Origin of the sequence: Arthrobacter sp. UYEF3, assembly GCF_040546245.1 — a bacterium.
Classification (GTDB): Bacteria; Actinomycetota; Actinomycetes; order Actinomycetales; family Micrococcaceae; genus Arthrobacter.
On the sequence record NZ_JBEPNK010000006.1, the window covers coordinates 126,767 to 148,761 of the forward strand.

20 protein-coding genes, 1 tRNA gene and 1 pseudogene are annotated in these 21,995 nt (G+C 65.0%); 11 read left to right on the plus strand and 11 right to left on the minus strand.

Features of this window, described 5'->3' with window-relative positions:
• Positions 1 to 50 precede the first annotated feature (50 nt).
• The 4 genes from acs to aroQ are packed head-to-tail and all read left to right on the plus strand — an operon-like array spanning position 51 to position 4,308.
• Entirely contained in the window at positions 51 to 2,081 is a 2,031-nt protein-coding gene (acs, locus tag ABIB14_RS06460; protein ID WP_354235128.1) for an acetate--CoA ligase, read from the plus strand.
• A gap of 34 nt (positions 2,082 to 2,115) precedes the next feature.
• Positions 2,116 to 3,357 carry a flavin monoamine oxidase family protein gene (locus ABIB14_RS06465; RefSeq protein WP_354235012.1) on the plus strand — a complete coding sequence of 414 codons (1,242 nt, stop codon included), beginning with the start codon at positions 2,116 to 2,118 and terminating at the stop codon, positions 3,355 to 3,357.
• The gene (locus tag ABIB14_RS06470; protein WP_354235014.1) at positions 3,354 to 3,776 is read left to right on the plus strand and encodes an SRPBCC family protein; all 423 of its coding nucleotides are present in this window, start codon (positions 3,354 to 3,356) and stop codon (positions 3,774 to 3,776) included. The genes ABIB14_RS06465 and ABIB14_RS06470 overlap by 4 nt, the downstream gene beginning before the upstream one ends.
• 58 nt (positions 3,777 to 3,834) lie before the next feature.
• Positions 3,835 to 4,308 (plus strand): type II 3-dehydroquinate dehydratase, encoded by a 474-nt coding sequence (gene aroQ, locus ABIB14_RS06475; RefSeq protein WP_354235015.1) that lies wholly within the window; start codon positions 3,835 to 3,837, stop codon positions 4,306 to 4,308.
• Between the two features lie 4 nt (positions 4,309 to 4,312).
• Here the strand turns inward: aroQ and ABIB14_RS06480 are convergent, their stop codons facing one another.
• Entirely contained in the window at positions 4,313 to 5,494 is a 1,182-nt protein-coding gene (locus tag ABIB14_RS06480; RefSeq protein WP_354235017.1) for a MarP family serine protease, read from the minus strand.
• Between the two features lie 288 nt (positions 5,495 to 5,782).
• Between ABIB14_RS06480 and ABIB14_RS06485 the strand changes: the two genes are divergently transcribed.
• Positions 5,783 to 6,460, plus strand: a complete 678-nt coding sequence (locus tag ABIB14_RS06485; protein ID WP_214961308.1) for a Crp/Fnr family transcriptional regulator — start codon at positions 5,783 to 5,785, stop codon at positions 6,458 to 6,460.
• A 393-nt stretch (positions 6,461 to 6,853) separates the two neighbouring features.
• Here the strand turns inward: ABIB14_RS06485 and ABIB14_RS06490 are convergent, their stop codons facing one another.
• Genes ABIB14_RS06490 through sp36 form a run of 3 tightly spaced genes read right to left on the minus strand, consistent with a single transcriptional unit; the run spans position 6,854 to position 8,546 of the window.
• Positions 6,854 to 7,780, minus strand: a complete 927-nt coding sequence (locus ABIB14_RS06490; protein ID WP_354235019.1) for an NUDIX hydrolase — start codon at positions 7,778 to 7,780, stop codon at positions 6,854 to 6,856.
• Positions 7,781 to 7,797: 17 nt separating this feature from the next.
• On the minus strand, positions 7,798 to 8,388 hold the full coding sequence (locus ABIB14_RS06495) for a RidA family protein (RefSeq protein WP_354235021.1): 591 nt from the start codon (positions 8,386 to 8,388) through the stop codon (positions 7,798 to 7,800).
• A 2-nt stretch (positions 8,389 to 8,390) separates the two neighbouring features.
• Entirely contained in the window at positions 8,391 to 8,546 is a 156-nt protein-coding gene (sp36, locus tag ABIB14_RS06500) for a Sp36 family protein (protein WP_175321496.1), read from the minus strand.
• Positions 8,547 to 8,583: 37 nt separating this feature from the next.
• On the opposite strand from sp36, the gene ABIB14_RS06505 reads away from it, so the two are divergent.
• From ABIB14_RS06505 to ABIB14_RS06530, 6 genes are all read left to right on the plus strand, one after another.
• On the plus strand, positions 8,584 to 10,935 hold the full coding sequence (locus ABIB14_RS06505) for a transglycosylase domain-containing protein (RefSeq protein WP_354235023.1): 2,352 nt from the start codon (positions 8,584 to 8,586) through the stop codon (positions 10,933 to 10,935).
• A 12-nt stretch (positions 10,936 to 10,947) separates the two neighbouring features.
• Positions 10,948 to 12,036 (plus strand): metallophosphoesterase, encoded by a 1,089-nt coding sequence (locus ABIB14_RS06510; protein ID WP_354235025.1) that lies wholly within the window; start codon positions 10,948 to 10,950, stop codon positions 12,034 to 12,036.
• Positions 12,037 to 12,233: 197 nt separating this feature from the next.
• A complete protein-coding gene (locus ABIB14_RS06515) occupies positions 12,234 to 14,051 on the plus strand; it encodes an ABC transporter ATP-binding protein (protein ID WP_354235027.1) in 1,818 nt (605 codons plus the stop codon).
• Entirely contained in the window at positions 14,048 to 15,892 is a 1,845-nt protein-coding gene (locus ABIB14_RS06520; RefSeq protein WP_354235029.1) for an ABC transporter ATP-binding protein, read from the plus strand. Before ABIB14_RS06515 ends, ABIB14_RS06520 begins: the two co-directional genes overlap by 4 nt.
• Before the next feature lie 118 nt (positions 15,893 to 16,010).
• Positions 16,011 to 16,087: transfer RNA gene (locus ABIB14_RS06525), tRNA-Pro, on the plus strand.
• A gap of 454 nt (positions 16,088 to 16,541) precedes the next feature.
• Positions 16,542 to 16,787 (plus strand): hypothetical protein, encoded by a 246-nt coding sequence (locus ABIB14_RS06530; protein WP_354235030.1) that lies wholly within the window; start codon positions 16,542 to 16,544, stop codon positions 16,785 to 16,787.
• A 249-nt stretch (positions 16,788 to 17,036) separates the two neighbouring features.
• On the opposite strand, the pseudogene ABIB14_RS06535 reads toward ABIB14_RS06530, so the two are convergent.
• From ABIB14_RS06535 to ABIB14_RS06565, 7 genes and pseudogenes are all read right to left on the minus strand, one after another.
• Positions 17,037 to 17,891: pseudogene (locus ABIB14_RS06535) on the minus strand (recombinase family protein); the annotation flags it as partial.
• Positions 17,846 to 18,493 (minus strand): ImmA/IrrE family metallo-endopeptidase, encoded by a 648-nt coding sequence (locus tag ABIB14_RS06540; RefSeq protein WP_354235032.1) that lies wholly within the window; start codon positions 18,491 to 18,493, stop codon positions 17,846 to 17,848. The pseudogene ABIB14_RS06535 and the gene ABIB14_RS06540, both read right to left, overlap by 46 nt.
• Before the next feature lie 30 nt (positions 18,494 to 18,523).
• The gene (locus ABIB14_RS06545; protein WP_354235034.1) at positions 18,524 to 18,922 is read right to left on the minus strand and encodes a helix-turn-helix domain-containing protein; all 399 of its coding nucleotides are present in this window, start codon (positions 18,920 to 18,922) and stop codon (positions 18,524 to 18,526) included.
• Positions 18,923 to 19,029: 107 nt separating this feature from the next.
• Positions 19,030 to 19,611, minus strand: a complete 582-nt coding sequence (locus tag ABIB14_RS06550) for an antirestriction protein ArdA (RefSeq protein ID WP_354235036.1) — start codon at positions 19,609 to 19,611, stop codon at positions 19,030 to 19,032.
• 97 nt (positions 19,612 to 19,708) lie between these two features.
• Positions 19,709 to 20,023 (minus strand): YlcI/YnfO family protein, encoded by a 315-nt coding sequence (locus ABIB14_RS06555; RefSeq protein WP_354235038.1) that lies wholly within the window; start codon positions 20,021 to 20,023, stop codon positions 19,709 to 19,711.
• An 86-nt stretch (positions 20,024 to 20,109) separates the two neighbouring features.
• Entirely contained in the window at positions 20,110 to 21,114 is a 1,005-nt protein-coding gene (locus tag ABIB14_RS06560; RefSeq protein WP_354235040.1) for a DNA-methyltransferase, read from the minus strand.
• Positions 21,107 to 21,919 (minus strand): replication-relaxation family protein, encoded by an 813-nt coding sequence (locus tag ABIB14_RS06565; RefSeq protein ID WP_354235042.1) that lies wholly within the window; start codon positions 21,917 to 21,919, stop codon positions 21,107 to 21,109. The genes ABIB14_RS06560 and ABIB14_RS06565 overlap by 8 nt, the downstream gene beginning before the upstream one ends.
• Positions 21,920 to 21,995 lie beyond the last annotated feature (76 nt).

Genomic DNA, 21,995 nt, shown 5'->3' on the forward strand with positions numbered 1-21,995 from the left:
GCGAAATCGGACGTCCGTGCAACACGGATCGATGAATGATGAGGTTCACCATGTCCCAGCAGGCACCAGGCCCCACCGCGACGACGCCCCCGCAGGGCGATGCCTTCGAAAACCTGTCGCAGGAGAACCGCAAGTTCGCTCCCTCGGCGGAGTTCGCCGCGAACGCTGTGGTCACCGCTGCCGACTACGCCGAGGCCGACGCCGACCGGCCGGCCTTTTGGGCCAAGCAGGCCCGCGGGCTGCTGAACTGGAGCACGGACTTCACCGAAACGCTGGACTGGTCCAACGCACCGTTTGCCAAATGGTTCGTCGGCGGCAAAATCAATGCCGCGTATAACGCCTTGGACCGGCACGTCGAGGCCGGCAACGGGGACCGTGTCGCCATCTACTTCGAGGGCGAGCCCGGCGACACCCGCAGCTACACCTACGCGCAGCTCACCGACGAGGTCAAGAAGGCAGCCAACGCCTTCGAATCCCTCGGCGTCGCCAAGGGCGACCGCGTCGCCGTGTACCTGCCGATGATCCCCGAGGCCGTCATTACCCTGCTGGCCTGCGCCCGGATCGGTGCCATCCACTCGGTGGTCTTTGGCGGTTTCTCCGCCGAGGCGCTCCGTTCCCGGATCGACGACGCCGAGGCAAAGCTTGTGGTCACGGCCGACGGCACCTACCGGCGCGGGAAGCCCAGTTCGCTTAAGCACGCCGTTGACGAGGCGCTGGCCCACGAGGGGGACGGTGAGGGCCACACTGTCCAGAACGTCGTCGTGGTCAAACGCAACGGCCAGGACGTGGACTGGCACGACGGCCGGGACCACTGGTGGTCCGATACCGTCGAGGTCGCCTCCGCGGAGCACACCGCCGTCGGCCACGACTCCGAACACCCGCTGTTCATCCTGTACACCTCAGGCACCACCGGCAAGCCCAAGGGCATCCTGCACACCACCGGCGGCTACCTCACGCAGGGCGCCTACACCCACAAGGCGGTCTTCGACCTGCACCCGGAGACGGACGTCTACTGGTGCACCGCCGACGTCGGCTGGATCACCGGGCACTCCTACGTCGCCTACGCGCCGCTGATCAACGGGGCAACCCAGGTCATTTATGAAGGCACCCCGGATTTCCCGCACCAGGGCCGCTGGTGGGAGATCATTGAGAAATACAAGGTCTCCATCCTCTACACCGCCCCCACCGCGATCCGCACCTTCATGAAATGGGGGAAGGAGATCCCGGCGAAGTCCGACCTGTCCTCCATCCGGGTCCTGGGCTCGGTGGGCGAACCCATCAACCCCGAAGCGTGGATGTGGTACCGGGAGGTCATTGGCGCCAACGCCGGAGCACACGGGGAGAAGAAGGATCACCCGGCCCCGATCGTGGACACCTGGTGGCAGACCGAGACCGGCGCGCAGATGATCGCTCCGCTGCCCGGTGTGACGGCCACCAAGCCGGGCTCCGCGCAGGTCCCGCTGCCCGGCATCGCCGTGGATGTCGTCGATGAGGCCGGCGAGTCCGTGCCCAATGGCCACGGCGGCTTCCTCGTGATCCGCGAACCGTGGCCGGCCATGCTGCGCGGCATCTGGGGCGATCCGGAACGCTTCAAGGAAACATACTGGTCGCGTTTCGAGACGATGTACTTCGCCGGGGACGGCGCCAAGCGGGACGAGGATGGTGACATCTGGCTGCTCGGCCGGGTGGACGATGTCATGAACATCTCCGGTCACCGGCTCTCCACCGCCGAGATCGAATCCGCGCTCGTGTCCCACTCTGCCGTGGCGGAAGCCGCCGTTGTGGGTGCGGCGGACGAGACCACCGGCCAGGCAGTCGTGGCGTTCGTCATCCTGCGCGGGGACGCGGTTGACTCGGGCGAGGCGATGGTCCAGGAGCTCCGCAACCATGTGGGCAAGGAGATCGGCCCGATCGCCAAGCCCAAGACCATCCTGATCGTCCCGGAACTGCCCAAGACCCGCTCCGGCAAAATCATGCGCCGCCTGCTTAAGGACGTCGCGGAAGGCCGCGAGGTGGGCGATGCCAGCACCCTGGCCGACAACACCGTGATGGCGCAGATCGCGCAGTCGCTCAAGAAGTAGTGAGCGATCCGGTTCGGCTGCGCGGGACACAGCGGTGACAGATTCGTGTGAGGTTTTGGTGATCGGCGCCGGCCTCGCCGGGTTGCAGTGCGCCCGGGAACTGGAGGACGCCGGGCGCGAGGTGCTGTTGTGGGAAGCCTCCGACGCTGTTGGAGGCAGGATCCGGACTGACCGGATCGACGGTTTCCTCGTGGACCGCGGTTTTCAGGTGCTGAATCCCGCATATCCCGCGGTCCGCCGGTGGGTCGACGTCGCGGCCCTCGGGCTGCAGGCCTTCGGCGCCGGCATCAGGGTCCGGCGGGAGGATTCCCTTACGGTGCTCGCCCACCCGCTGCGCGAGGCGGCCCTCACCCTGCAGACCTTGCGCAGCGGGCTCCTCGGCCCCCGATCCCTGGCGGGCCTGCTGCGGTGGGCCGTTCCGGCCATTGCCGGTCACCGGCGGCCGCACGGCGCGGATGTGGCGTTGCGCGAGGCCCTCGACCGTGCCGGCTGCTCCGGCGAAATCCGCACGGTCGTTGACCGGTTTTTCGCCGGCGTGTTGCTGGAGGATGAGGGCAGCAGCTCCAACGACTTCGCCCAGCAACTGCTCCGCGTCTTCGCGACCGGGGTTCCGGGACTGCCGCGCGAGGGTATGCAGGCGCTCCCGCAGCAGTTGGCCGACGGCCTTGCCGGCCCGGTCCGCACCTCGACCCGGGTAGAGTCGATCGCGCCGGACGGTGAGGCGACGTTGGTCACCGCCGCAGGATCCGCGATCCGGGCCCGACACGTCGTTCTGGCCGCAGATCCGGTCGGCGCCGCCAGGCTCGCCGGAGGCGACGCGCCAGCGATGAAGGGTGTGCTCACGCACTGGTTCGCCTCCGACTCATCGCCCAGCGACGCGCACATGATCTACCTTGACGGCCGCACCCGCCCCGGCGGACCGCTGATCAACGCGGCCGTCATCTCAAACGCGGCACCGAGCTACGCGCCCGCCGGCCGTCACCTGGTCCAGACCTCTGCCTTGCTGGGCCCCGGCCGGCCGGTTCCGACTGACGAAGACGTCGTCCGCCACGCCGGGGAGATTTTCGGCACCTCCACGGCCGGCTGGGAACTGGTGGCGCGGCAGGAGGTCCGGAGGGCCCTGCCCGTCCAGCCACCGCCGCTGCGGGCCCGTCTGCCCCAGACAGGCACGTCCGGACTCATCGTGTGCGGCGACTACCGGGAGACAGCTTCCATCCAGGGCGCCCTCGTCAGCGGCCACCGGGCCGCTGGCGCGATCCTCGGCCGGACCCGATGAAGTTCTCCGTTACGCGCCGGGTTGGCACGTCCGCCGACGTGGTGTGGGGGCTGCTGACAGACAGGCGCCAGTGGCCTGCTTGGGGACCGTCAATCACCGGCGTCACGCCGGCCGCGGGCGAGGCCTCCGGCACAGAACTCACGTTCGGCAGCCGAGGCAAGGTCCGCACCGTCCTGGGTGTGGCCCTGCCGTATGTCGTCACAGCGTTTGAACCCGGACGCTCCTGGTCGTGGTCGGTTGCGGGAATCCGGGCCACCGGTCACCGGGTGACTCCACAGGACGGCGGCTGCCTCGTGACCTTCAGCGTCCCGTGGTGGGCGGCTGCCTATCTTCCGGTCTGCGCCCTGGCGCTGCGGAGGATAGAACGGCTCGCGACAGGTTCGGTGACTCCTGTCCGCCGCCGGCCTGGCCAAGATTGAACGACTTCGCAGGATACAGCGGCATGCCGACCGGGACAGACGCGATACATTGGCAGGCATGAGCGAAGCCACCCCCTCGGATGCCCGGCGCGGCACCATCCTGGTCCTCAACGGGCCCAACCTGAATCTGCTGGGCACCCGGGAGCCTGAAAAGTACGGCACGGCTACGCTGGCCGACGTCGAGCAGCTCGCCAGGGACGCCGCCGCGGCGCACGGACTCGACGTCGAGTGCTTCCAGTCCAACCATGAGGGTGCCCTCGTGGACGCGATCCACGCTGCCCGCGGGAAGGCACTCGGGATCGTTCTGAACGCGGGCGCCTATACGCACACCTCGGTGGCGATTCGGGATGCGATCACGGCGGTGGAGCTGCCCGCCGTCGAGGTCCATATCACCAACGTCCACGCCAGGGAAGCGTTCCGGCACCACTCCTACCTGTCGGACATCAGCGAGGCCGTGATCGCTGGCGCGGGCATCCTCGGGTACCGTTTCGCCGTCGAATATCTCGCCGAACTGCACGCCGGCCGGAACTAGGCGCTTACTTCTTGATGCACTGCCCGGGTGAGACGGCGTCGCCCAGCCCCGGGGCCTGCGAGGCCACCGGGCCGAGGTCGTTCATGGTGATGGCGAAGCCGAGCGAGTTCTCGGACGTGGATTTGGCGAACACCACGCCCGCCACCTGCCCGTCTACGGTGAGCAGTGGTCCGCCGGAGTTCCCCGGCTGGACGTCGCCGGCGATCCGGTAGACGTCCTCGGCAGCGGCGTTATTGCCGTAGATGTCGGGGACCAGGACGGTGGTGATGTCCCGAACCGCGGCGGGTTTTGACTGGAACGGGCCACCGTGCGGGTAGCCCGCAAACGCCGCCGGGCTGCCGGAGGAAAGGTTGGCGCTCAGCGGCAGAGGGGCGGAGGGCAGCCCGTTGACGGCCAGAACAGCAAGGTCGTGGCGGCTGTCGAAGTAGACGACCCGGCCCGGGAGGGCTCCCCCGCCCGGAACCTCGACGACGGGTTCCGGGACGCCGGCCACCACGTGGGCGTTGGTGACCACCCGTCCGGGCGAAACCACAAAGCCGGTACCGGTCTGGTTCTGTCCGCACTGGTACGCGGTACCGGTGATTTTCAGCACCGAAGCGGCCGCCTTGTTCAGCGCCGGGGTGTCGGTGCTGGCATCCGGAACCGGGACGGGCTGATCGCCGACGCCTTCGAACAGGGTGGGAATCCCGTCACCGATGACGGCAGAGCGCAATTGCGCCATGGATGTCTTCAGCGGGGTGGGCGTGACGCCGTCGATGAATCCGATCACTCTGGAGTCGGCAAGCTGCTGGGAAACAAAAGGGACGCCGAGGGCGCTGATGCTGAAGGCAAGCATGGACATGACGAGGGCGGACACGGCGACGTTGACCCCGCCGCCCGCCACCCGGTCGGCCAGCCGGAGCGGACTGATCTTGACCACGCTCCGGAGGCGTCGTCCGATCGCGGTGCCCAGCCCATGCCCCAACATCATGAGCACCACTGCCGCGGCGATGATCGCGGTGAGCCGCCAGGTGGGGTTATCGACCAGCTTGCTGACGATCGGCACGGACAGGAAGGCGGCCACTGCGCCGGCAGCGAACCCTGCGATCCCGCCGAGCGTCACCAGGAAGCCGTTGCGCAAGCCGTAGATCAGGTAGGACAGCAGCGTCAGGATCAACGCGAGATCCAAGATGGTCAAGCCGAACACGGGGCTCCTTAAACACTTGTCAGACCCACATTCTACCGGCGCGGGCCGACAGTTTGACGGCTGCCTGCAGCGGGGTCCGACGCCGAGGCTGAACGTCGGCCGGCTCCGGCGGCGTGCAGCTGCGTCGGACTGCTGGGCCTGCTGCTGCGGCGTGTTCCGGCGGCGTGCTGCTGCGGCGTGTTCCGGCGGCGTTTCGCGCGTTATGGTGCCAACTACGTCACAGAAGCGGCAAAATTCTGAAACAATGGCTGAAGCGCCCCAGCCGACACAGCAAGTCAGGAGTTTTTCATGGATATCGAGGTACTGCGCCGCGCACCCCTTTTCGCCACGCTCGACGACGAGGCGTTCCGTCTGTTGACGGACGAACTCACCGAAGTGGACCTCTCACGCGGAGCCTCGGTTTTCCGGGAAGGCGACCAGGGTGACCAGCTCTACTTCATCGTCTCCGGCAAAGTGAAGCTCGGCCGCACGTCCCCCGACGGCCGCGAGTCCCTGCTCGCCATTCTCGGCCCGGGCGAACTCTTCGGCGAAATGGCGCTGTTCGATCCCAGCCCGCGCACCGCCACGGCCACCGCCGTCTCCGAAACCCGGCTGGCCGGCCTGAGGAACGAGAGCCTCAACGCGCTCCTGCGGACCCGCCCGGAGGTCTCGGCCCAGTTGCTGCAGGCCCTCGCCCGGCGTCTGCGCCGCACCAACGACTCGCTCTCCGACCTGGTCTTCTCCGACGTCCCGGGCCGCGTGGCCAAGGCGCTGCTTGACCTGGCCGACCGCTTCGGCCGCCCCGCGACCGATGGCGTCCTCGTGGCCCACGAACTCACGCAGGAAGAGTTGGCCCAACTTGTGGGCGCTTCCCGCGAGACGGTCAACAAGGCCCTCGCCGAATTCGTCCAGCGCGGCTGGCTACGGCTGGAGGCCCGGGCCGTCGTCATCCTCGACATGCAGCGGCTCCGCCAGCGCTCGCGCTAAGCGTTACTAACCACCAAAGGCCGGCCCGTCACTACGGACCGGCCTTCGGTGGTTACGCTGGCGGCGGGTTGGTGGCGTCGGGACCGGGAACTCACGCGGGTTGGTGGCGTCGGGACCGGGAACTCACGCGGGTTGGTGGTGTGCAGTCGGGCATCGGGGGCCTCAAACCACTCCGGCCGCCAAGTCTCCGACGCTGCGAGCATGCCCATCCTTCGCGCCACTGGGCCCCGGACATGTCCAGTCTCCCCGGCGAGGAATGGGCATATACACGCTATGTCCACTGCCGCCGGCGAACGGAGGGCATGTCCGATGGCCGGTCAGGGCGAGCGGAGAGCATGTCCAATGGCTGCGAGCGCCCAAGGGCATGTCCAGCGGCAGGCCGCAGGACTGGGCCTACCGCAGCCGCGGGGGTTCCCCGGCCACGGTCTTTGCGGCCACGGTCTTGGCGGCCTCGACCTGCAGCATGAGCTGGCCGCCCTCCTCCACCAGGGTCGGCTGGTAAGGATGCGCGGTGCGCTTGTGGCTGAGGTAGGCGATGCAACCGTTCGCGGCGGCCATTTTCTCCAGCATGATCTCGGAGCCCGGCACCAGGAGTTGGCCAAGTTTCAGTCCCACGGTGTTCGGCTGGCCCACTTCGTCGCCCAAGGCCGTGGTGTCGCGTTCGGCGACCACGTTGCGGACGCAGACCCAGCGCGCCCACACGCCCTTGCTGGCCAGCATCGAGGGCTGCTGGTTCATCGGCACGGTCGCGGCAAAATACCTGGTGTTAAAACGTCGGTGTGAAAAGTCCGGGCTGAGCCAGTTCACCAGCGGTTTGAGCAGGTCGGTCCGCAACAAGAGCCCCCGCCTGGCCAGCACGTCGGCGAACGATTTCTCCTGATCGGCCACGGCTTCCCGGGCGCGCATCCACTCGGCCGATGTGGTTCCCTCCACTGTGCTGGACAAGTCCGGGCCGGCCAGCAGAATTCCGGTCTCTTCGAAGAGCTCACGGATTGCACCCACCACGTGCCGGCGTACCAGCCCGACGTCGGATGACCCCAGCTTCTCGGCCCAATGCTGCGGCGTGGGGCCCAGCCAGCCGATGGCGGCGTCGTCGGACTCCTCCAGCGATCCGCCCGGAAAGGCGAGCACGCCCAGGGGCGAGGTGCCGGGCCGGTAGCCCAGCCAGGTTTCCAGACCGGTGGGCGAATCCCGCAGCAGGATCACGGACGAGGCGTGGCGGGGGGCTCGCGGGGTCCGCTCGCCGTTTTCAAGCCAGCTGCGGGCTGCTCCCTCTAGATCCGGGGGGAGCACAAACAGGCGTCGTGCTAGGTGTGGCAATGGAAACGACCGGCCCTCTAGGTGAATTCAGCTATTAGTTCGACCTCGACAGGCGAGTCGAGCGGGAGCACCGAAACGCCGACGGCGGAACGTGCGTGCTGCCCGGCGTCTCCGAGGACCTTGCCCAGGAGCTCGGAGGCGCCGTTGATCACACCGGGCTGGCCGGTGAACGTGGGATCGGAGGAGACAAAGCCGACCACTTTAACTATCCGCGTGATGCGGTCCAGGTCGCCGATCACGCTTTTCACGGCGGCCAGAGCGTTGACGGCGCAGACCTCGGCGTAGCGTTTGGCTGCTTCCGGGGACACCGTCGGCTCATCCGAGGCGCCTTCGGCCCCGGACGAGACCTTGCCCGTGGCTTCGAGCTTGCCGTCGATGAAGGGCAGCTGGCCGGCGGTGTAGACATGGTTGCCGGAGATGACGGCGGGGACGTATGCGGCCACCGGGGCGGCAACTGCGGGAAGAGTCAGTCCGAGCTCCGCGAGGCGCTGTTCGACGGCGGACGACGCGCCGGTGGAGGCGGCATTTATGTCGACACCGGGGGCAGTGTCGGCACTGCTGGCGGGGCTCGCGGCCGCGGCTGAAACGGATGCTTCGGGGGTGCTCATGGCTAGTTCTTCTCCCGCTTCAGGTAGGCAACGAGGCCGTTTCCGTCGGGGCCCGGAACAACCTGGACAAGCTCCCAGCCGTCGTCGCCCCACTGATCCAGAATCTGCTTGGTCGCGTGGATAATGAGCGGAATCGTGGCGTACTCCCATTTGGTCATGAAGTGAAGCCTAGTCCTTGCCGGTAAAGTGGAAAACATGGCGACTGGCAAGAACCCTTTATTCGACACGGCCACCACCCTCGGAAAGCTCATTCTCTTCCTTGGCGTGAGCGCCATTTGTGGTGTGCTCGTGGCGGGACTGCTGGTCCCGGCCGCCGCCCTCTCCGGCAACACGGCCAGCGGGTCAATCAAATTCTTTGAGACCCTGCCGGCCGAGCTGCAGGTCGATCCGCCGAGCCAGTCGACCACAATCCTGGCCGCCGACGGCAGCGTGATCGCCAGCATCTTCTCGGAGAACCGTACCCGGGTGTCACTGGACCAGATGTCGCCGTACGTGAAGGACGCCGTCATCTCCATCGAGGACAGCCGCTTCTACGAGCACGGCGGCGTGGACACCACCGGCATTCTGCGCGCCCTCGTCAGCACCGCCCGCGGCAACAAGCAGGGCGCGTCGACCATCACGCAGCAGTACGTCAACAATGTGATCAACTCCTCGCTGGAGGCCGCGGGCAAGAACGACCAGATCCTCCTCAACGGGGTCAACAAGGGCGTCGGGGACAAACTGCGGGAAATGAAGCTCGCGATCGCCCTGGAGAAGAAGTTCACCAAGGAGCAGATCCTAGAGGGCTACCTAAACATCGTTTTCTTCAACCGCGACGCCTACGGCATCGAGGCGGCATCGAAGTTCTTCTTCAGCACCACCGCCAAGGACCTTTCCCTGCCACAGGCCGCGCTGCTGGCCGGCCTGGTCAACAGCCCGACCTTCTACGACCCGATCACCCACCCGGACAACGCCAAGGTCCGCCGGGACCTGGTGCTTAAGGCGATGCTAAACCAGGGCAAGATCAAGCAGCAGGATTATGACGCCGCCGTCGCCACTCCGGTGGAAACCAAGGTGACTCAGGCCAAGCAGGGCTGCCAGTACGCGGCGACGGCGCCGTACTTCTGCGACTATGTTCTGCACCTGCTGCAGAACAACCCGGCGTACGGCGCGGACGAGGCCACCCGCATGCGGAAGATCGTCCGCGGCGGTCTGACCATCAAAACCACGCTGGACCCCAAGGCGCAGGCAGTTGCCCAGGCGCAGGTGGATGCCTCGGCCGGGGCGAACCCGGACAAGTGGGGCGCGGCTCTGGTCTCGGTCCAGCCCGGAACCGGCAAGATCACCAACATGGCCCAAAACACCGTCTGGTTGCCCGGCGAGGGCAAGTTCAACACCCAGATCAACTTCAGCGTCGACAAGCTCGACGAGAGGGGCAACGACCTGGGCGGCCTCGGCGGCGCCCAGCCGGGCTCGACCATGAAGCCCTTCACCTTCGCGGAATGGCTCAACGAGGGCAAGTCGATGAACACGGTACTCAACGGCGCCGTGCGGAGGTACCCGTTGAACTTCCCCTGGCGAAACTCCTGCGGCGTTACCACCGGCGCGTACAACACCGCGGAGAAAGGCCTCGGCGCGGCCGACGACCTGCAGAACGCCGAAGAAACCTGGTACCGTCCCCTGACCGTGCTCGAGGGTCTCTACAACTCCATCAACACCATCACCTTCGCGTCCGCTGCCCAACTGGATTTTTGCGGCATCCAGAAGACCGTCGACGCCGTCGGTCTGCACTCCGGCCTGCCCGCCGTGGACAAGGACGGAAAGATCATTGAGGCGAACCCGAAGATCAACATGTTCACGACCGCCAACCTGCTGGGCTCCACCCAGACGTCGCCGCTGACCATGGCCAGCGCCTTCGCCACCTTCGCCAACGACGGCAAGTACTGCGAGCCGATCGCGATCACCTCCGTGACCGATGCGACCGGCGCCCAGCTCCCGGCCCAGGCCACCAACTGCCGGGACGCCCTCAAGCCCGAGGTGGCGCGCGGCGTGAACTACGCGCTCCAGGAAGTCCTAAACAAGGGCTCGGGATCGCTCATCCGGCCCCGCATTTCCACCCGGACCAGCTTCCCGATCGCGGGCAAGACCGGTACTTCGAACAACAACGGCTCCACTTGGGTGGTGGGCCACACCAGCGGCCTGGCCACCGCGTCCTGGTTCGGCGACGCGCTGGGTGACCAGGGCCGCTCGGGCCAGAACATCACCTTCAATGGCCAGTTCTATAAGGGCATCGACGGTTACATGATCGCCGGGCCTGCGTTCTCCAACTTCATGGCCCAGGTTGCCCCGGCATACGGGACCAACCCGTTTCCGGCGCCGCCGTCAAACATGGTCTCGGGTCCCTTCACCGCTCCTCCGGCACCAAGGGCGACGACGCCAGCGGCGCCTGCAGCGCCGGCACCGTCGGCACCGCCAACGTCGGCACCGGCACCGGTACCGGCACCCAGTGACAGCCCTGCGCCGGCTGCCGTGGACAAAGGCACCCCGTCCCCTGTCAAAACTCCATGACAGGGGTAGCCGATGACCGCGGGTAACTCGCTGGCAAGCCGCGCGCGGAGTATCGGGCGCGGCTTTGCCGTGGCCGGAGCAGCGGGGGTAGCCGCGGGCGCCGCTGCGACCGGCTACGGTTTGTGGGAGAAGAACCAGTTCGTCCTGCGGGAAGAAACCCTCCGGATCCTGCCACCCGGTTTCGGGCCGCTCCGCCTGCTGCACCTGAGCGACATCCACTTCGTGCCTGGACAACGCCGCAAGGCCGCCTGGCTCGCCTCCCTGGCAGAGCTGAGCCCGGACCTGGTGGTCAACACCGGAGACAATCTCAGCCACCCCAATGCTGTGGGGCCGGTCCTCGAAGCCCTGGGTCCGCTGCTGGAGTTTCCCGGCGTCTTCGTTCCCGGGTCAAACGACTACTACGCACCCAAATTCAAGAACCCCGCATCCTACTTCTTCAGCCCCTCCAAACGGCCGAAGAGTCCCGTGGCGCTCGACTGGCCCCGGCTCCGGTCCGGCTTCGGGATGGCGGGCTGGCTGGACCTCACCAACCGCTGCCAGTCCCTTGCGCTCAAGGGGCTGCGAATGGACTTCTCCGGCGTGGACGATCCGCATCTGCGCCTCGAACGGTACGCCGGCTGGCCGCGCGGAACCAGGGGTCAGGATTCCGTACCGCATCTGCGGATCGCCGTCGCCCATGCCCCCTACCAGCGCGTACTGGACCACTTCACCGAGGATGCCGCGGACCTTCTGCTGGCCGGGCACACCCATGGCGGACAGATCTGCGTGCCGGGCTACGGGGCGCTCGTGTCCAACTGCGACCTCCCCACCTGGCGGGCCAAGGGCCTGCACGACTGGGAAAGCAACGGACGGACGACGCCGGTCAACGTCTCCGGCGGAATCGGCACCTCCCGCTTCGCCCCTGTCCGGATCGCCTGCAAGCCCGAGGCCGTCCTACTCACGCTCACCGCCCGCCCTGAGCCTGACCGCCCGCGCCCGCGTGCCCACTCCCGAGTGGCCCGAGCACCCGCATTCCGCACTCCGCACTACCGGACATGCCCTCCCCCGGGTTCCGCGGGTGGACATGATGGGGTGATGCCCAATCCTCGCGCCGAGGAGTGAGCATGTCCCATGTGGGCCGGACTGAAGAACGAGCATGTCCCACGTCGGCCGGGCTGAAGAACGGGCATGTCCCGCGGCCGGATTCCAAAACAGCCCGACCGCCTGTGAATCGGGTCACCCTATGCCCTAGGGTAGTTGCTATAGGAAACTACATACTGATGCGTCATCCATTTCGCAGTTGCAGCTAAGAAGCAGTCATGGCTAAGCAGATCCCGTTCTTCTCTTCCATCAGTCGCCTTTATCCGCACGTCAGGCCGATCATGCCGCGGCTGGTCATGGGCCTGCTGTGCGCCTTACTGGCCAGCATCGTCGCCCTAGCCGTCCCCCAGGTGCTGCGGGTGCTCGTCAACAACTGGCTGGGCCCCGGCGGGAGCAGCCAGGCGGTCTGGGTCGCTTCAGCGGTGATTCTGGTACTGGGCATCGCCGAGGCCGGGCTCGTGGCGCTGCGCCGCCAGTTCGTCATCAACCCGGCCACCGCGGTGGAAACCCGGATGCGGGTCTCGCTCTACGGCCATCTGCAGGACCTCACAGTTTCCTTCCATGACCGCTGGGGTTCCGGGCAGCTGCTCTCACGCGCCATGACGGACCTGAACTTCCTCCGCCGCTGGATGGCGTTCGGCGCCATCATGCTCGTGGTCACCACGCTGACCGTGGTGATCGGCGTCGTCGTGATGTTCTCAATGAGCTGGCAGCTGGCGCTGATCTTCCTGGCCGCCGCCGTGCCGATCATGCTTTACGGCTTCCGTTTCCGCACCCGGTTCGGCAAGGTGGCCCGCCGTAGCCAGGACCAGGCCGGGGACCTCGCCACCACGGTCGAGGAATCCGTGCACGGCATCCGCGTACTCAAGGCCTTCGGCCGCAGCCAAGAGGCGCTGGAAAACTTCAACGAACAGGCCCAGGAGCTGCGTCTTACCGAGATCGCGAAGGCCAAGCACCTGGCCGGCTTCAGCCTGGTCGTCACGCTGCTGCCGGAGCTGGCCCTCGGCGCCGGCCTCGTCGTCGGCGTCATGCTGACGGCCGGCGGCCAACTGAGCATCGGCTCGCTGGTGGCGTTCTTCGCCACCGCGGCCGTCATCGCCGCGCCGGTGGAGGCCTGCGGCATGCTGCTCGCCATGGCGCTCACCGCCAAGACCGCGGTGGACCGGCATTTCGAAGTGATCGACTCGGTCAACACCATCACGAGCCCGCCGGAGCCGCACCGCCCCGCACCTCTCAAGGGCGCTCTGGGCTTCCACAACGTCATCTTCGCCTTCGAGGACGTACCGGAAAAGCCGATCCTCAAGGACATCTGCCTGGACATCCGCCCCGGCGAGACAATGGCCCTGGTGGGCATCACCGGCAGCGGCAAGAGCGCCCTGCTGCAGCTCGTGCCGCGCCTGTTCGACGTCACTGCGGGCTCGGTCACGATCGACGGCGTGGACCTGCGCGACTTCAGCGTGGAGGAGCTGCGGAGCATTGTCGCCGTGGCCTTCGAGGACACCATACTGTTTTCCAGTTCCGTCCGGGACAACGTGCTGCTTGGCGTGCCGGGGAACGAGCCGGCGGAGCGCCGGGAGCAGATCCTGGCCGAGGCGTTGGACACGGCTCAGGCCCACTTTGCCTACTCGCTGCCGCAGGGTCTGGACACGCTGATCGGCGAGGAGGGCCTGAGCCTGTCCGGCGGCCAGCGGCAGCGCATCGCCCTGGCCCGTGCCGTGGCCGCGCAGCCGAAGGTACTGGTCCTGGACGATCCGCTGTCCGCGCTGGACGTCAACACCGAGGAACTCGTCGAGGCCAGGCTGCGCGTGGTGCTCGCCGACACCACCACCCTGATCGTCGCTCACCGGCCCTCCACCGTGGCCCTGGCCGACCGGGTGGCCCTGCTCCAGGACGGCCGGATCGCCGCCGTCGGCACCCACAGCGCACTTCTCGCCGAGAACAGCCACTACCGCTACGTCATCGCCAGCCTGGATCCGGAGCCCCGGGATCTGGACTCCGAGCTGTCCGCGCTCGAGGCCGAGGAGGTGTCCCGATGAGCACTGGCACCTTCGGCACCTCCAACGAGGACAACGCACACCTGTCCAAGTCCGAGAGCAGGGCCGTCCGCCGCCGCTCCCTGGCGCTGCTCGGTTCGCTGATCCATCCCGTCCGCCTGCGCTTCTGGCTGACCATCGCCGCCGTCGTGCTCTCGCAGGCCGCCCGCGTGGCCGGCCCGGCGCTGATCGCCTTCGGTATCGACCACGCCCTGCCGTCCCTGCGCGCGGGCGACAACGTCCCGCTCGTCCTTGCCGGCGTCGCGTACCTTGCCGCGGCCGTCTCGACGGCGGGGCTCACCGCCGTGTACGTGACCTCGACGGCGCGCCTGAGCCAGGCCATGCTGCTGGACCTTCGCGTCCGGGTTTTCCGGCAGACCCAGCGGCTGAGCCTGGAGTTCCACGAGAAATACACCTCGGGCCGCATCATCGCCCGGCAGACCTCGGATCTCGAAGCCCTCCGCGACCTGCTCGATTCCGGGGTCAGCTCGCTCGCGTCCGGGATAGTTTTCATGTTTTTCACCGCCGTCACGGTGTTCGCCCTGGACTGGAGCAGCGGGCTGCTGGTGCTCGCCGCCGGCGTGCCGATGTATTTGCTGGCCCGCTGGTATCAGAAGCACTCCCAGATCGCGTTCCGCGAATCCCGCGTGGTCTCGGCCCGGCTGATTGTGCACTTCATCGAGACCATGACCGGCATCCGTGCCGTCAAGGCCTTCCGCAAGGAGCGCCAGAACGCCGAGCGCTTCGCGGAGCTCTCCGAGGACTACCGCAAGGTCACCGTCCGCTCCATCAACCTCAACGGCATATTCCAGCCCGGCCTGGTGCTGATCGGGAACGTCTGCGTCGCCGTCGTACTGCTCTCCGGCGGCTTCCGGGTGCTCAACGGCGAGCTCGCCGTGGGGGTGATGCTGGCGCTGATCCTCTCCGCCAAGCGCTTCTTCCAGCCGGTGGACCAGATGGCGATGTTCTACAACTCTTTCCAGAGTGCTCAGGCGGCGCTGGAGAAAGTCTCCGGGTTGCTGGAGGAAGTTCCCACCGTCCGGCCGCCGGTCGACCCGGTCCCCCTGCGCGAGGCGAAGGGCCGCATCGATTTCCGGAACGTCGAGTTCCGTTACGGCGACGGCCCGGTCGTCATCCCGGCCATGGACCTGCAGATCCCCGCCGGCCAGACGGTCGCCCTGGTGGGGCAGACAGGCGCCGGGAAGTCGACGCTGGCCAAGCTGATCGCCCGCTTCTACGACGTTTCGTCCGGCTCGCTGACGCTCGACGGCGTGGACCTGCGCCAGCTCACGACGGCGGACCTCCGCCGGAACATTGTCATGGTCACGCAGGAAGCCTTCCTTTTCAGCGGCTCGGTGGCGGACAACATTGCTCTGGGCCGACCCGGGGCCTCCCGGCAGGAGATCGAGGACGCCGCCAAGGCCGTGGGCGCCGACGGGTTCATCACGGCGTTGCCGGACGGCTACGACACCGACGTCAACAAACGCGGCGGCCGCGTCTCGGCCGGGCAGCGCCAGCTGATCAGCTTCGCCCGGGCCTTCCTGGCCAGGCCTGCCGTCCTGATCCTCGACGAGGCCACCTCCTCGCTGGATATCCCGTCCGAGCGCCTGGTCCAGGCCGGACTGGCGAGCCTGCTGCGCGGCTCCGGCTCCGGCTCAGGCTCTGGAGCAGCGGGCCGCACAGCGCTGATCATCGCGCACCGGCTCTCCACCGTGGAGACCGCAGACCGTGTGCTGGTGGTCCATGACGGCAGGGTGGTGGAGGACGGCACACCGGCGGAGCTCATCGGCGGCGGCGGGCGTTTCGCCACGCTGCACGGGGCATGGAAAGACTCGCTGGTCTGAGTTCGTCCTCGTCCGGCCGTGCGGTGGCGTCGTATCCGGGTTCGCCGATTCCGGCCCCGAATTCGCATCCGAGGCCGGAATCGGATACTCTTGTGAAGTTGCTTTTGAAGTAACGGATCGGGATGTGGCGCAGCTTGGTAGCGCGCGTCGTTCGGGACGACGAGGTCGCAGGTTCAAATCCTGTCATCCCGACCAGAGTCGCTTTATTTGAACCATGGTTCAAATAGATCGACTTTAGTTGACACAACAGAGATGGCGTCGAGAAATCGGCGCCATTTTTGGTATCCGGGAACTGGGTGGAAAGTACGCCTGAAACGCCCAAAATGGCCCCTTGCTCGGACGATTGGGTCGATCCATGGCCGGACATCGCCAACGCGGGCTTGATCGACCGGTAGGCCACCTGGGCCGCGAAGATGTCGACAAAGGGTTGATTCAGGTCCGTGCCTACGGATCCTTCCTGGTCTACAAAGAAACGGTGATAAAAGGATTCGTTGAGTAGGCGCCGGACCTTATCTGTTGCCTTCTCGTAGTATGACTTCGGGTCGGTGATCTGATCAATCGCCTTGACAAGAAGCTGACCCCCCACCGCGATCTGCTCGCCGATGTTCGCCAGGCTGTCTTCGATGCGGGAACGTTGGACGCGCAGCTCATGCATTTTCTCCCGGACCTTCGACTGCGGCAGCATGCCGTCCGCCGCAATGTCAACGAGCCGACTCTCCTTGGCCTCAACTTCTTTGAGCTGATTCCTGTACTTCGCGTACATGGCCTTTATGTCCTGTTGCTCGCCAACAAGCGCCTCTTCGAGTCTGGCGCGAATGTCCACCTCGAAGTCCTTGTCCAGCACAAGCCGACCGTAGGATTCGGCCACACTGTCCTCGATGAGATAGGCCGGTAGATACGGAAGGTCGCACTGGCCTTCCTGGCGGGCACGGCAGAAGAAGTACTCATGCATAGTTCCCCCGCGCCCTTTCGCTTGGGTGTAAACGACGCGACTCTCCCGGCCAAGCCTGAAGCACTTACCGCAGTAGAGCATGCCCTTGAGGTAGTGATTGTGAATGCGATCCCTGGTGCCCGATCCGCTGCGCAAGCTCATGATCTCCTGGACCTCATCGAAAAGGTCTTGCCCGATGATCGGCTCGTGGCGTCCCGGATAGGCATCGCCCTTGTAGACGACGTAACCGACGTAGTACGGATCTTTGAGCATCTGATGCAGCCGGCTGGCGGAGACTGGCTTCTCCGGGTATCGAGCTGTCCGACGGCTCGACAAACCGAGGTCCGCCATCGTCGCTTCCAGCCGCTCGATGGAGTATTTCCCGGTGGCGTACAGCTCAAAGGCCTTGAGCACGAGCGGCGCTCTCGTTTCATCGAGCCCGACGCTGTTGATCATGCGCCCGTCGATATCCTTGCGGATGTTGAGGTACCCAATCTTGGCCTTACCGACTGTGCCGCCGTTGATAGCCTTGTTGCGCATCTTGATCCGGATGTCTTCACCGCTGAGCTGGTTCTGCACCTGGTTCATGATGTCGGTGACGGCTTCCATCGCTTCCGCGTACGTGCCCTCACCGAAGTCCTCTCGGGCGGAAAGTAAGCGCACGCCCAGCTTGTCGAGATGTCGCCGCGTGATGGCCGCATCGGTGAAGTTACGAAACGCACGCGAGCGGGCATACACGATGACATAGTCAACGTCGCGGTTATCCTGCAGGAATTTCAGCAGAGCCTGGAAAACGGGTCGCTTCTCGATCGTTTGGGCCGACACACCGGGCTCCACGAATTCCTCCACGATGTCGGCGTTGACCGCTTCGGCCTTCTGCCCGCAGATGTCACGCTGCGTCGCGATGGAGTTCCCGTCCTTATCGATATCAACAGCTGTTTGGGTCTGCTTCTTGCTCGATACCCGTAGATACAGAACTGCCTTACGCGGTTTCAATGCCTCGATTTCCTCGATGGTCATAGTCATACTCCTTGTGTTTGGGTGCGGTGATTCGTGCGGTACTGCCATGAACGGGAGAACGGCGTACTTTGGGGTGTGCAACGCGGGACGGGCTCGGCGATGCCTGTTTGGCGCAGTCGCACGGTCATCGCAGCTTCGGATACTTGAAAGTGCGCTGCGAGATCAGCCGTTCGCTGCATGCCACCGTAGTAGGCGCGCTTGAGAAGCTTTTTCGGAACGAGTAGGCATCCGGCGAAGTAGTCAGCAGCTTGTTCCGCCTGTTCAGCGGGAGATGCGTCACGACTTCCGATATACAAAGCGTCGGCACGGTTGTGGTCGATGATGTGCTTGTACTCGTGGGCAAGCGTGAACCGCTGACGGCTGTAACTCTCATGCTTGTTCAGCTGGATGATCCAATTGCTCCCGTTCCAGAAGCTAGCCCCTGAGACCGGAGCGTCGACCATCTCAATTTCAATCTTGGGCAGGTCGGCGATGAATTCAACTGGCACTGGCCCGTCCTCGATGCCGTGCAGCTCCAAGAGTCGGATGGCTTGGTGCTCGGCTACTTGCTTTGCCTCAGAGTGGGAACGAACCTCTCGGTTCGGGATGAGCGCACGGAGAGTAGCCAGGACGCTCCGTTCGATATATGTAGTGATATGTTCGTTGGTCATGGCTTTCTCCTTTCTCTGAGAAGTCGTTGGTTATTCGTCCTCGCCGGGGGCGGGGCCGGTGTTTATATTGATGCCGTGCCGGGCGGCGACATCGCGAAAGTGCTCTTCAATCTCACGGACTGCGCTGTCCGGCATGCCTTTGAATTTCGTGCGCAGGTAAGGATTGAGCGTTGGTAGGTCGGAGCCGCGCAGCATGCTCGATTCGGCCAGGATGTCGGTCAGTGGAAGCTGGAGAACGTCGGCGATGGCGCGAAGATTGTCCATGCGGGGATTGGCAATCTGCCCCAGCTCTAGCCGGGTGATCGTTCCCTTCGCGACCCCTGCTTGTCGGGCGACTTCGCTCGCGGAAAGACCCAGCTTCTGCCGCTGCTTCCGGATTGTTTCGGCTAAGCCTTGAATGTCTTTTTCCTGCATTTGTTCTGTCTCCAATTTCTGTTTGTATTATGAATCGATCGTTCAATTCCTTCAACGATTTAAGCGAATTCCACAACAGAAATTTCGTCAAGGCAGGAAGGCCTTCCTAATATTCCGGAAGGTCAAATACGGCTATTGAAGACGTAGATTCCGGAGTCAGATTCGATCACGTAAATCTCACCGTTGAGTCGCAAGTCCTCACCCATCGCTTCCGCGTCAATCTTGGCGTACGGCTTGAGTGACTCTGGCAGGTGCGCGTCAACTTCCTGCTGCCATCCCATATCATCGATGATCCGCTCGGCGTACGCCTCCAGCGTGGGGTATTCGCCAAGGTAGGCCTCCTCGAAGTAGCGCCAATCTTCGGCGTCTAGGCCGGAGTAATCCACCCATGCGGCGAAGGCGGGACCATATTTGGCGATGCCTTCGGCCAGTGCAGCGACTTCCTCGATACGTTCGAATTCACTGAGCTGTTTACCGCCGAAGCCTTCGTAGTCATGGATGGCCCATTCTTCCGGCGCGGGTTCACGAGATTGCGCCAGCATGGCGTGGATCTGCTCGTAAATGACGTCTGCGCCTATGGTGGCGTCTATCCAGGTGCCGAGCAGTCTCCCATTGTTGTAGTCAGCCAGCGATGCGACGTAGATGGCGGGGGCAGTGCCCCTGTCTCGTTCTGGCGTGGGCTCGGGTAATTGTTCGTGGTTCATATGTCCTCCTTTCGTTTATGCGGATGGACGGGCGGCAAGGACAGCGGAGGCGCTCGATAGAGCGCTGCTCACGCCGTCCCTGCCGGTGGTGCTCGAACTAGCGTCCGCGTGCCGTGCGGGGCTTGGCCGCTTCCTGATCGTTGCCGAACAGATGAGCGATAGCCTCGCGCCGGGCAGCAGCTTCTCGGTCGATTTCCGCGATGGCGAATTCGGCTTGAGATGCCAGATCAGTGTTTTCCTTGATGCTGGCGATGTGCGCCATCAAGGCCTTTCTGATCTCGTCGGTGATAGTGCTTCCCCGCAGCTGCGCAATGAGCGTCAGCTGGGTGTGGACGTCCGGTTCGAGTCGGATAGCAAGAGTCTTCACTCCTGCCGGATTCTGGCGGTCCCCGCCAGTCGTGGGTGTCGTCATGACAACTCCTCGGATTGTGCGACCGGCGAGATTCCGGAATGGAATCCTCGTCACCGGCCGCAGCGCACCGACGAGCTGTCGGAGTGCTATCCGTTTGGTGGCGAACGCGGACGAGCTACCGTGATCCGCTCTTGCGCTTCCCAGGCAAAGGTGGGGTTTAGCTCTATACCTAACCAGTTACGGCCGAGTGATTCAGCGACTACGGCGGTCGAGCCACTGCCGATAAAGGGGTCGAGGACGATGCCGGGCTCTGGATCCCCTTTATGACTGCAGCTCGCTTGAAGTGCCAGCCGCGTGGCGGTCTGCCCTAGCCTGCGGATTGGTCGTCGCCAAGGGGCGCGGCAGATGGCGCAGCGTGCTTCGGGGGTGCCGGCTTGAATACATCGGCTTGCAAGCGGCTCAGGAAATGTGGCGTGGTGGCTGCCCTTGCCAGCCGCTGTGGCGATTGTCCACACGTCCCCAGGGTTCTTGCCGAGCGGATGGCCGACAATTCCACGAGCTTTCATGGCCGCGAGACCGGTCGTCGAATCGGCATTGGGCCCCCGCCATCCTTCCTTGGCGGGACGTCGCGATGAGACACGAGGCGGGCGACCAGGCTTCGACAGATGCGGCACGCGGATGGCGTCGAGGTCGAAGTAGTAGCGTTCCTGCTTCGCGAACAGGTAAATCACCTCGTGGGCCGCTGTCAGCCGGTCGCGCACGCTGGTTGGCATGGGGTTCGGCTTGGCCCAGATGATCTTGTTGCGGACTATCCACCCATCTTCCTGCAGCAGCTGAGCTACGCGTTCCGGCGCCAGAAGCAGGCTCTTGGACGGCGCGCCTTGGCGGGGATGGTTGGCGTACGTATCGCCGAGATTAAGCCAGAAAGTGCCGGTCGGGACTAGTACGCGGTCAATCTCGCGTGCAACGGCCCGAATCAGGCCAGCCCACGCCCCCACATCTGCTTCGAGCCCCATCTGACCGTCGGCGTCATAGTCACGCAATCGGAAGTACGGTGGGCTCGTCAGGCACATATCCACCGATCCGGCCGGGAGCTTTCGGAGCTGGTCCAAAGCGTCCCCGACGTACAACACATTGACCGGCTCAGTCATGGCGAACCTCCCGGACAAGCTGAGCCGCAGCCTCCTCCAAGGCACTGATGCCGTAGAGCCCAGGGCTCACCCTCGCGTTCCGTTGCACTGCCGCCAGAAATGCTTGGCGGCGGCGCTCGGCCACGTTTGGGCGGTAGGCATCCATAGCCCAGATGACCTTTGGAAATCCGCCGAACTCACGCTGTTCGATGCCGGTTTCGAGATATTCCTCGTATAACAGGCACTTGCCGAGGACGGTAGGCAGGCTCTCGTGACCAAGATCCACTTCAACGAAGTACGCCTCAACATCCTGATCCCCGGGATGGGCAGCGAGCTCAACATACAGGTCTGGTCGAAGCACTTGACCGACACCAAGTCGATCCGTGTAGTGGCGACGAGCCTCGCCTTCCGGGGCCAGCTTCACGACCTCTGCACCCGACTCGGATGCAGCGGCGATGATGCTGATAGCAACGTCGGCTATGGCCAGAGTGTGATCAAGGAATCGTGACGATGGCTCGTCGAAGTGCTTACGTCGGCGACTAGACTCCTGGTTCCGTTGAATGCGTTCGCCGGCTGTATCGATGAAGTAGACCAGCCCCTCCGAACCCGCCCGGACACCACCGATCCGCCGATTTAGGACGCCCAAAATTCGATGGCTTCGTAGTCTTGCCAAGACTCGGCGGCAGGTTCGAGCACCCGATTCTGCCGTCGCGTGCTCTGCAAAATGCAAGGTTTCAATGTGACGTGCCGTCAAGAATCGATAGCGGGCCACAGACGACAGGACAGCTCGATCGCGTTCACTGAGCCGGCCTTCAATATCGTTCAATCGGCGCCGACTTATCCGCGGGCCAGTATGGGCTCCGGTGCTAGGCACAGCACCGGTATTCGGCGCCCCAATTGGT

What these genes read in the sequence shown, in the direction of transcription:
- acs (WP_354235128.1), top strand. Translation starts at nt 51, where the DNA reads ATGTCCCAGCAGGCACCAGGCCCCACCGCGACGACGCCCCCGCAGGGC.
- ABIB14_RS06470 (WP_354235014.1), top strand. Translation starts at nt 3,354, where the DNA reads ATGAAGTTCTCCGTTACGCGCCGGGTTGGCACGTCCGCCGACGTGGTG.
- aroQ (WP_354235015.1), top strand. Translation starts at nt 3,835, where the DNA reads ATGAGCGAAGCCACCCCCTCGGATGCCCGGCGCGGCACCATCCTGGTC.
- ABIB14_RS06485 (WP_214961308.1), top strand. Translation starts at nt 5,783, where the DNA reads ATGGATATCGAGGTACTGCGCCGCGCACCCCTTTTCGCCACGCTCGAC.
- ABIB14_RS06495 (WP_354235021.1), bottom strand. Translation starts at nt 8,388, where the DNA reads ATGAGCACCCCCGAAGCATCCGTTTCAGCCGCGGCCGCGAGCCCCGCC.
- sp36 (WP_175321496.1), bottom strand. Translation starts at nt 8,546, where the DNA reads ATGACCAAATGGGAGTACGCCACGATTCCGCTCATTATCCACGCGACC.
- ABIB14_RS06505 (WP_354235023.1), top strand. Translation starts at nt 8,584, where the DNA reads ATGGCGACTGGCAAGAACCCTTTATTCGACACGGCCACCACCCTCGGA.
- ABIB14_RS06510 (WP_354235025.1), top strand. Translation starts at nt 10,948, where the DNA reads ATGACCGCGGGTAACTCGCTGGCAAGCCGCGCGCGGAGTATCGGGCGC.
- ABIB14_RS06515 (WP_354235027.1), top strand. Translation starts at nt 12,234, where the DNA reads ATGGCTAAGCAGATCCCGTTCTTCTCTTCCATCAGTCGCCTTTATCCG.
- ABIB14_RS06520 (WP_354235029.1), top strand. Translation starts at nt 14,048, where the DNA reads ATGAGCACTGGCACCTTCGGCACCTCCAACGAGGACAACGCACACCTG.
- ABIB14_RS06530 (WP_354235030.1), top strand. Translation starts at nt 16,542, where the DNA reads ATGCATTTTCTCCCGGACCTTCGACTGCGGCAGCATGCCGTCCGCCGC.
- ABIB14_RS06540 (WP_354235032.1), bottom strand. Translation starts at nt 18,493, where the DNA reads ATGACCAACGAACATATCACTACATATATCGAACGGAGCGTCCTGGCT.
- ABIB14_RS06550 (WP_354235036.1), bottom strand. Translation starts at nt 19,611, where the DNA reads ATGAACCACGAACAATTACCCGAGCCCACGCCAGAACGAGACAGGGGC.
- ABIB14_RS06555 (WP_354235038.1), bottom strand. Translation starts at nt 20,023, where the DNA reads ATGACGACACCCACGACTGGCGGGGACCGCCAGAATCCGGCAGGAGTG.
- ABIB14_RS06560 (WP_354235040.1), bottom strand. Translation starts at nt 21,114, where the DNA reads ATGACTGAGCCGGTCAATGTGTTGTACGTCGGGGACGCTTTGGACCAG.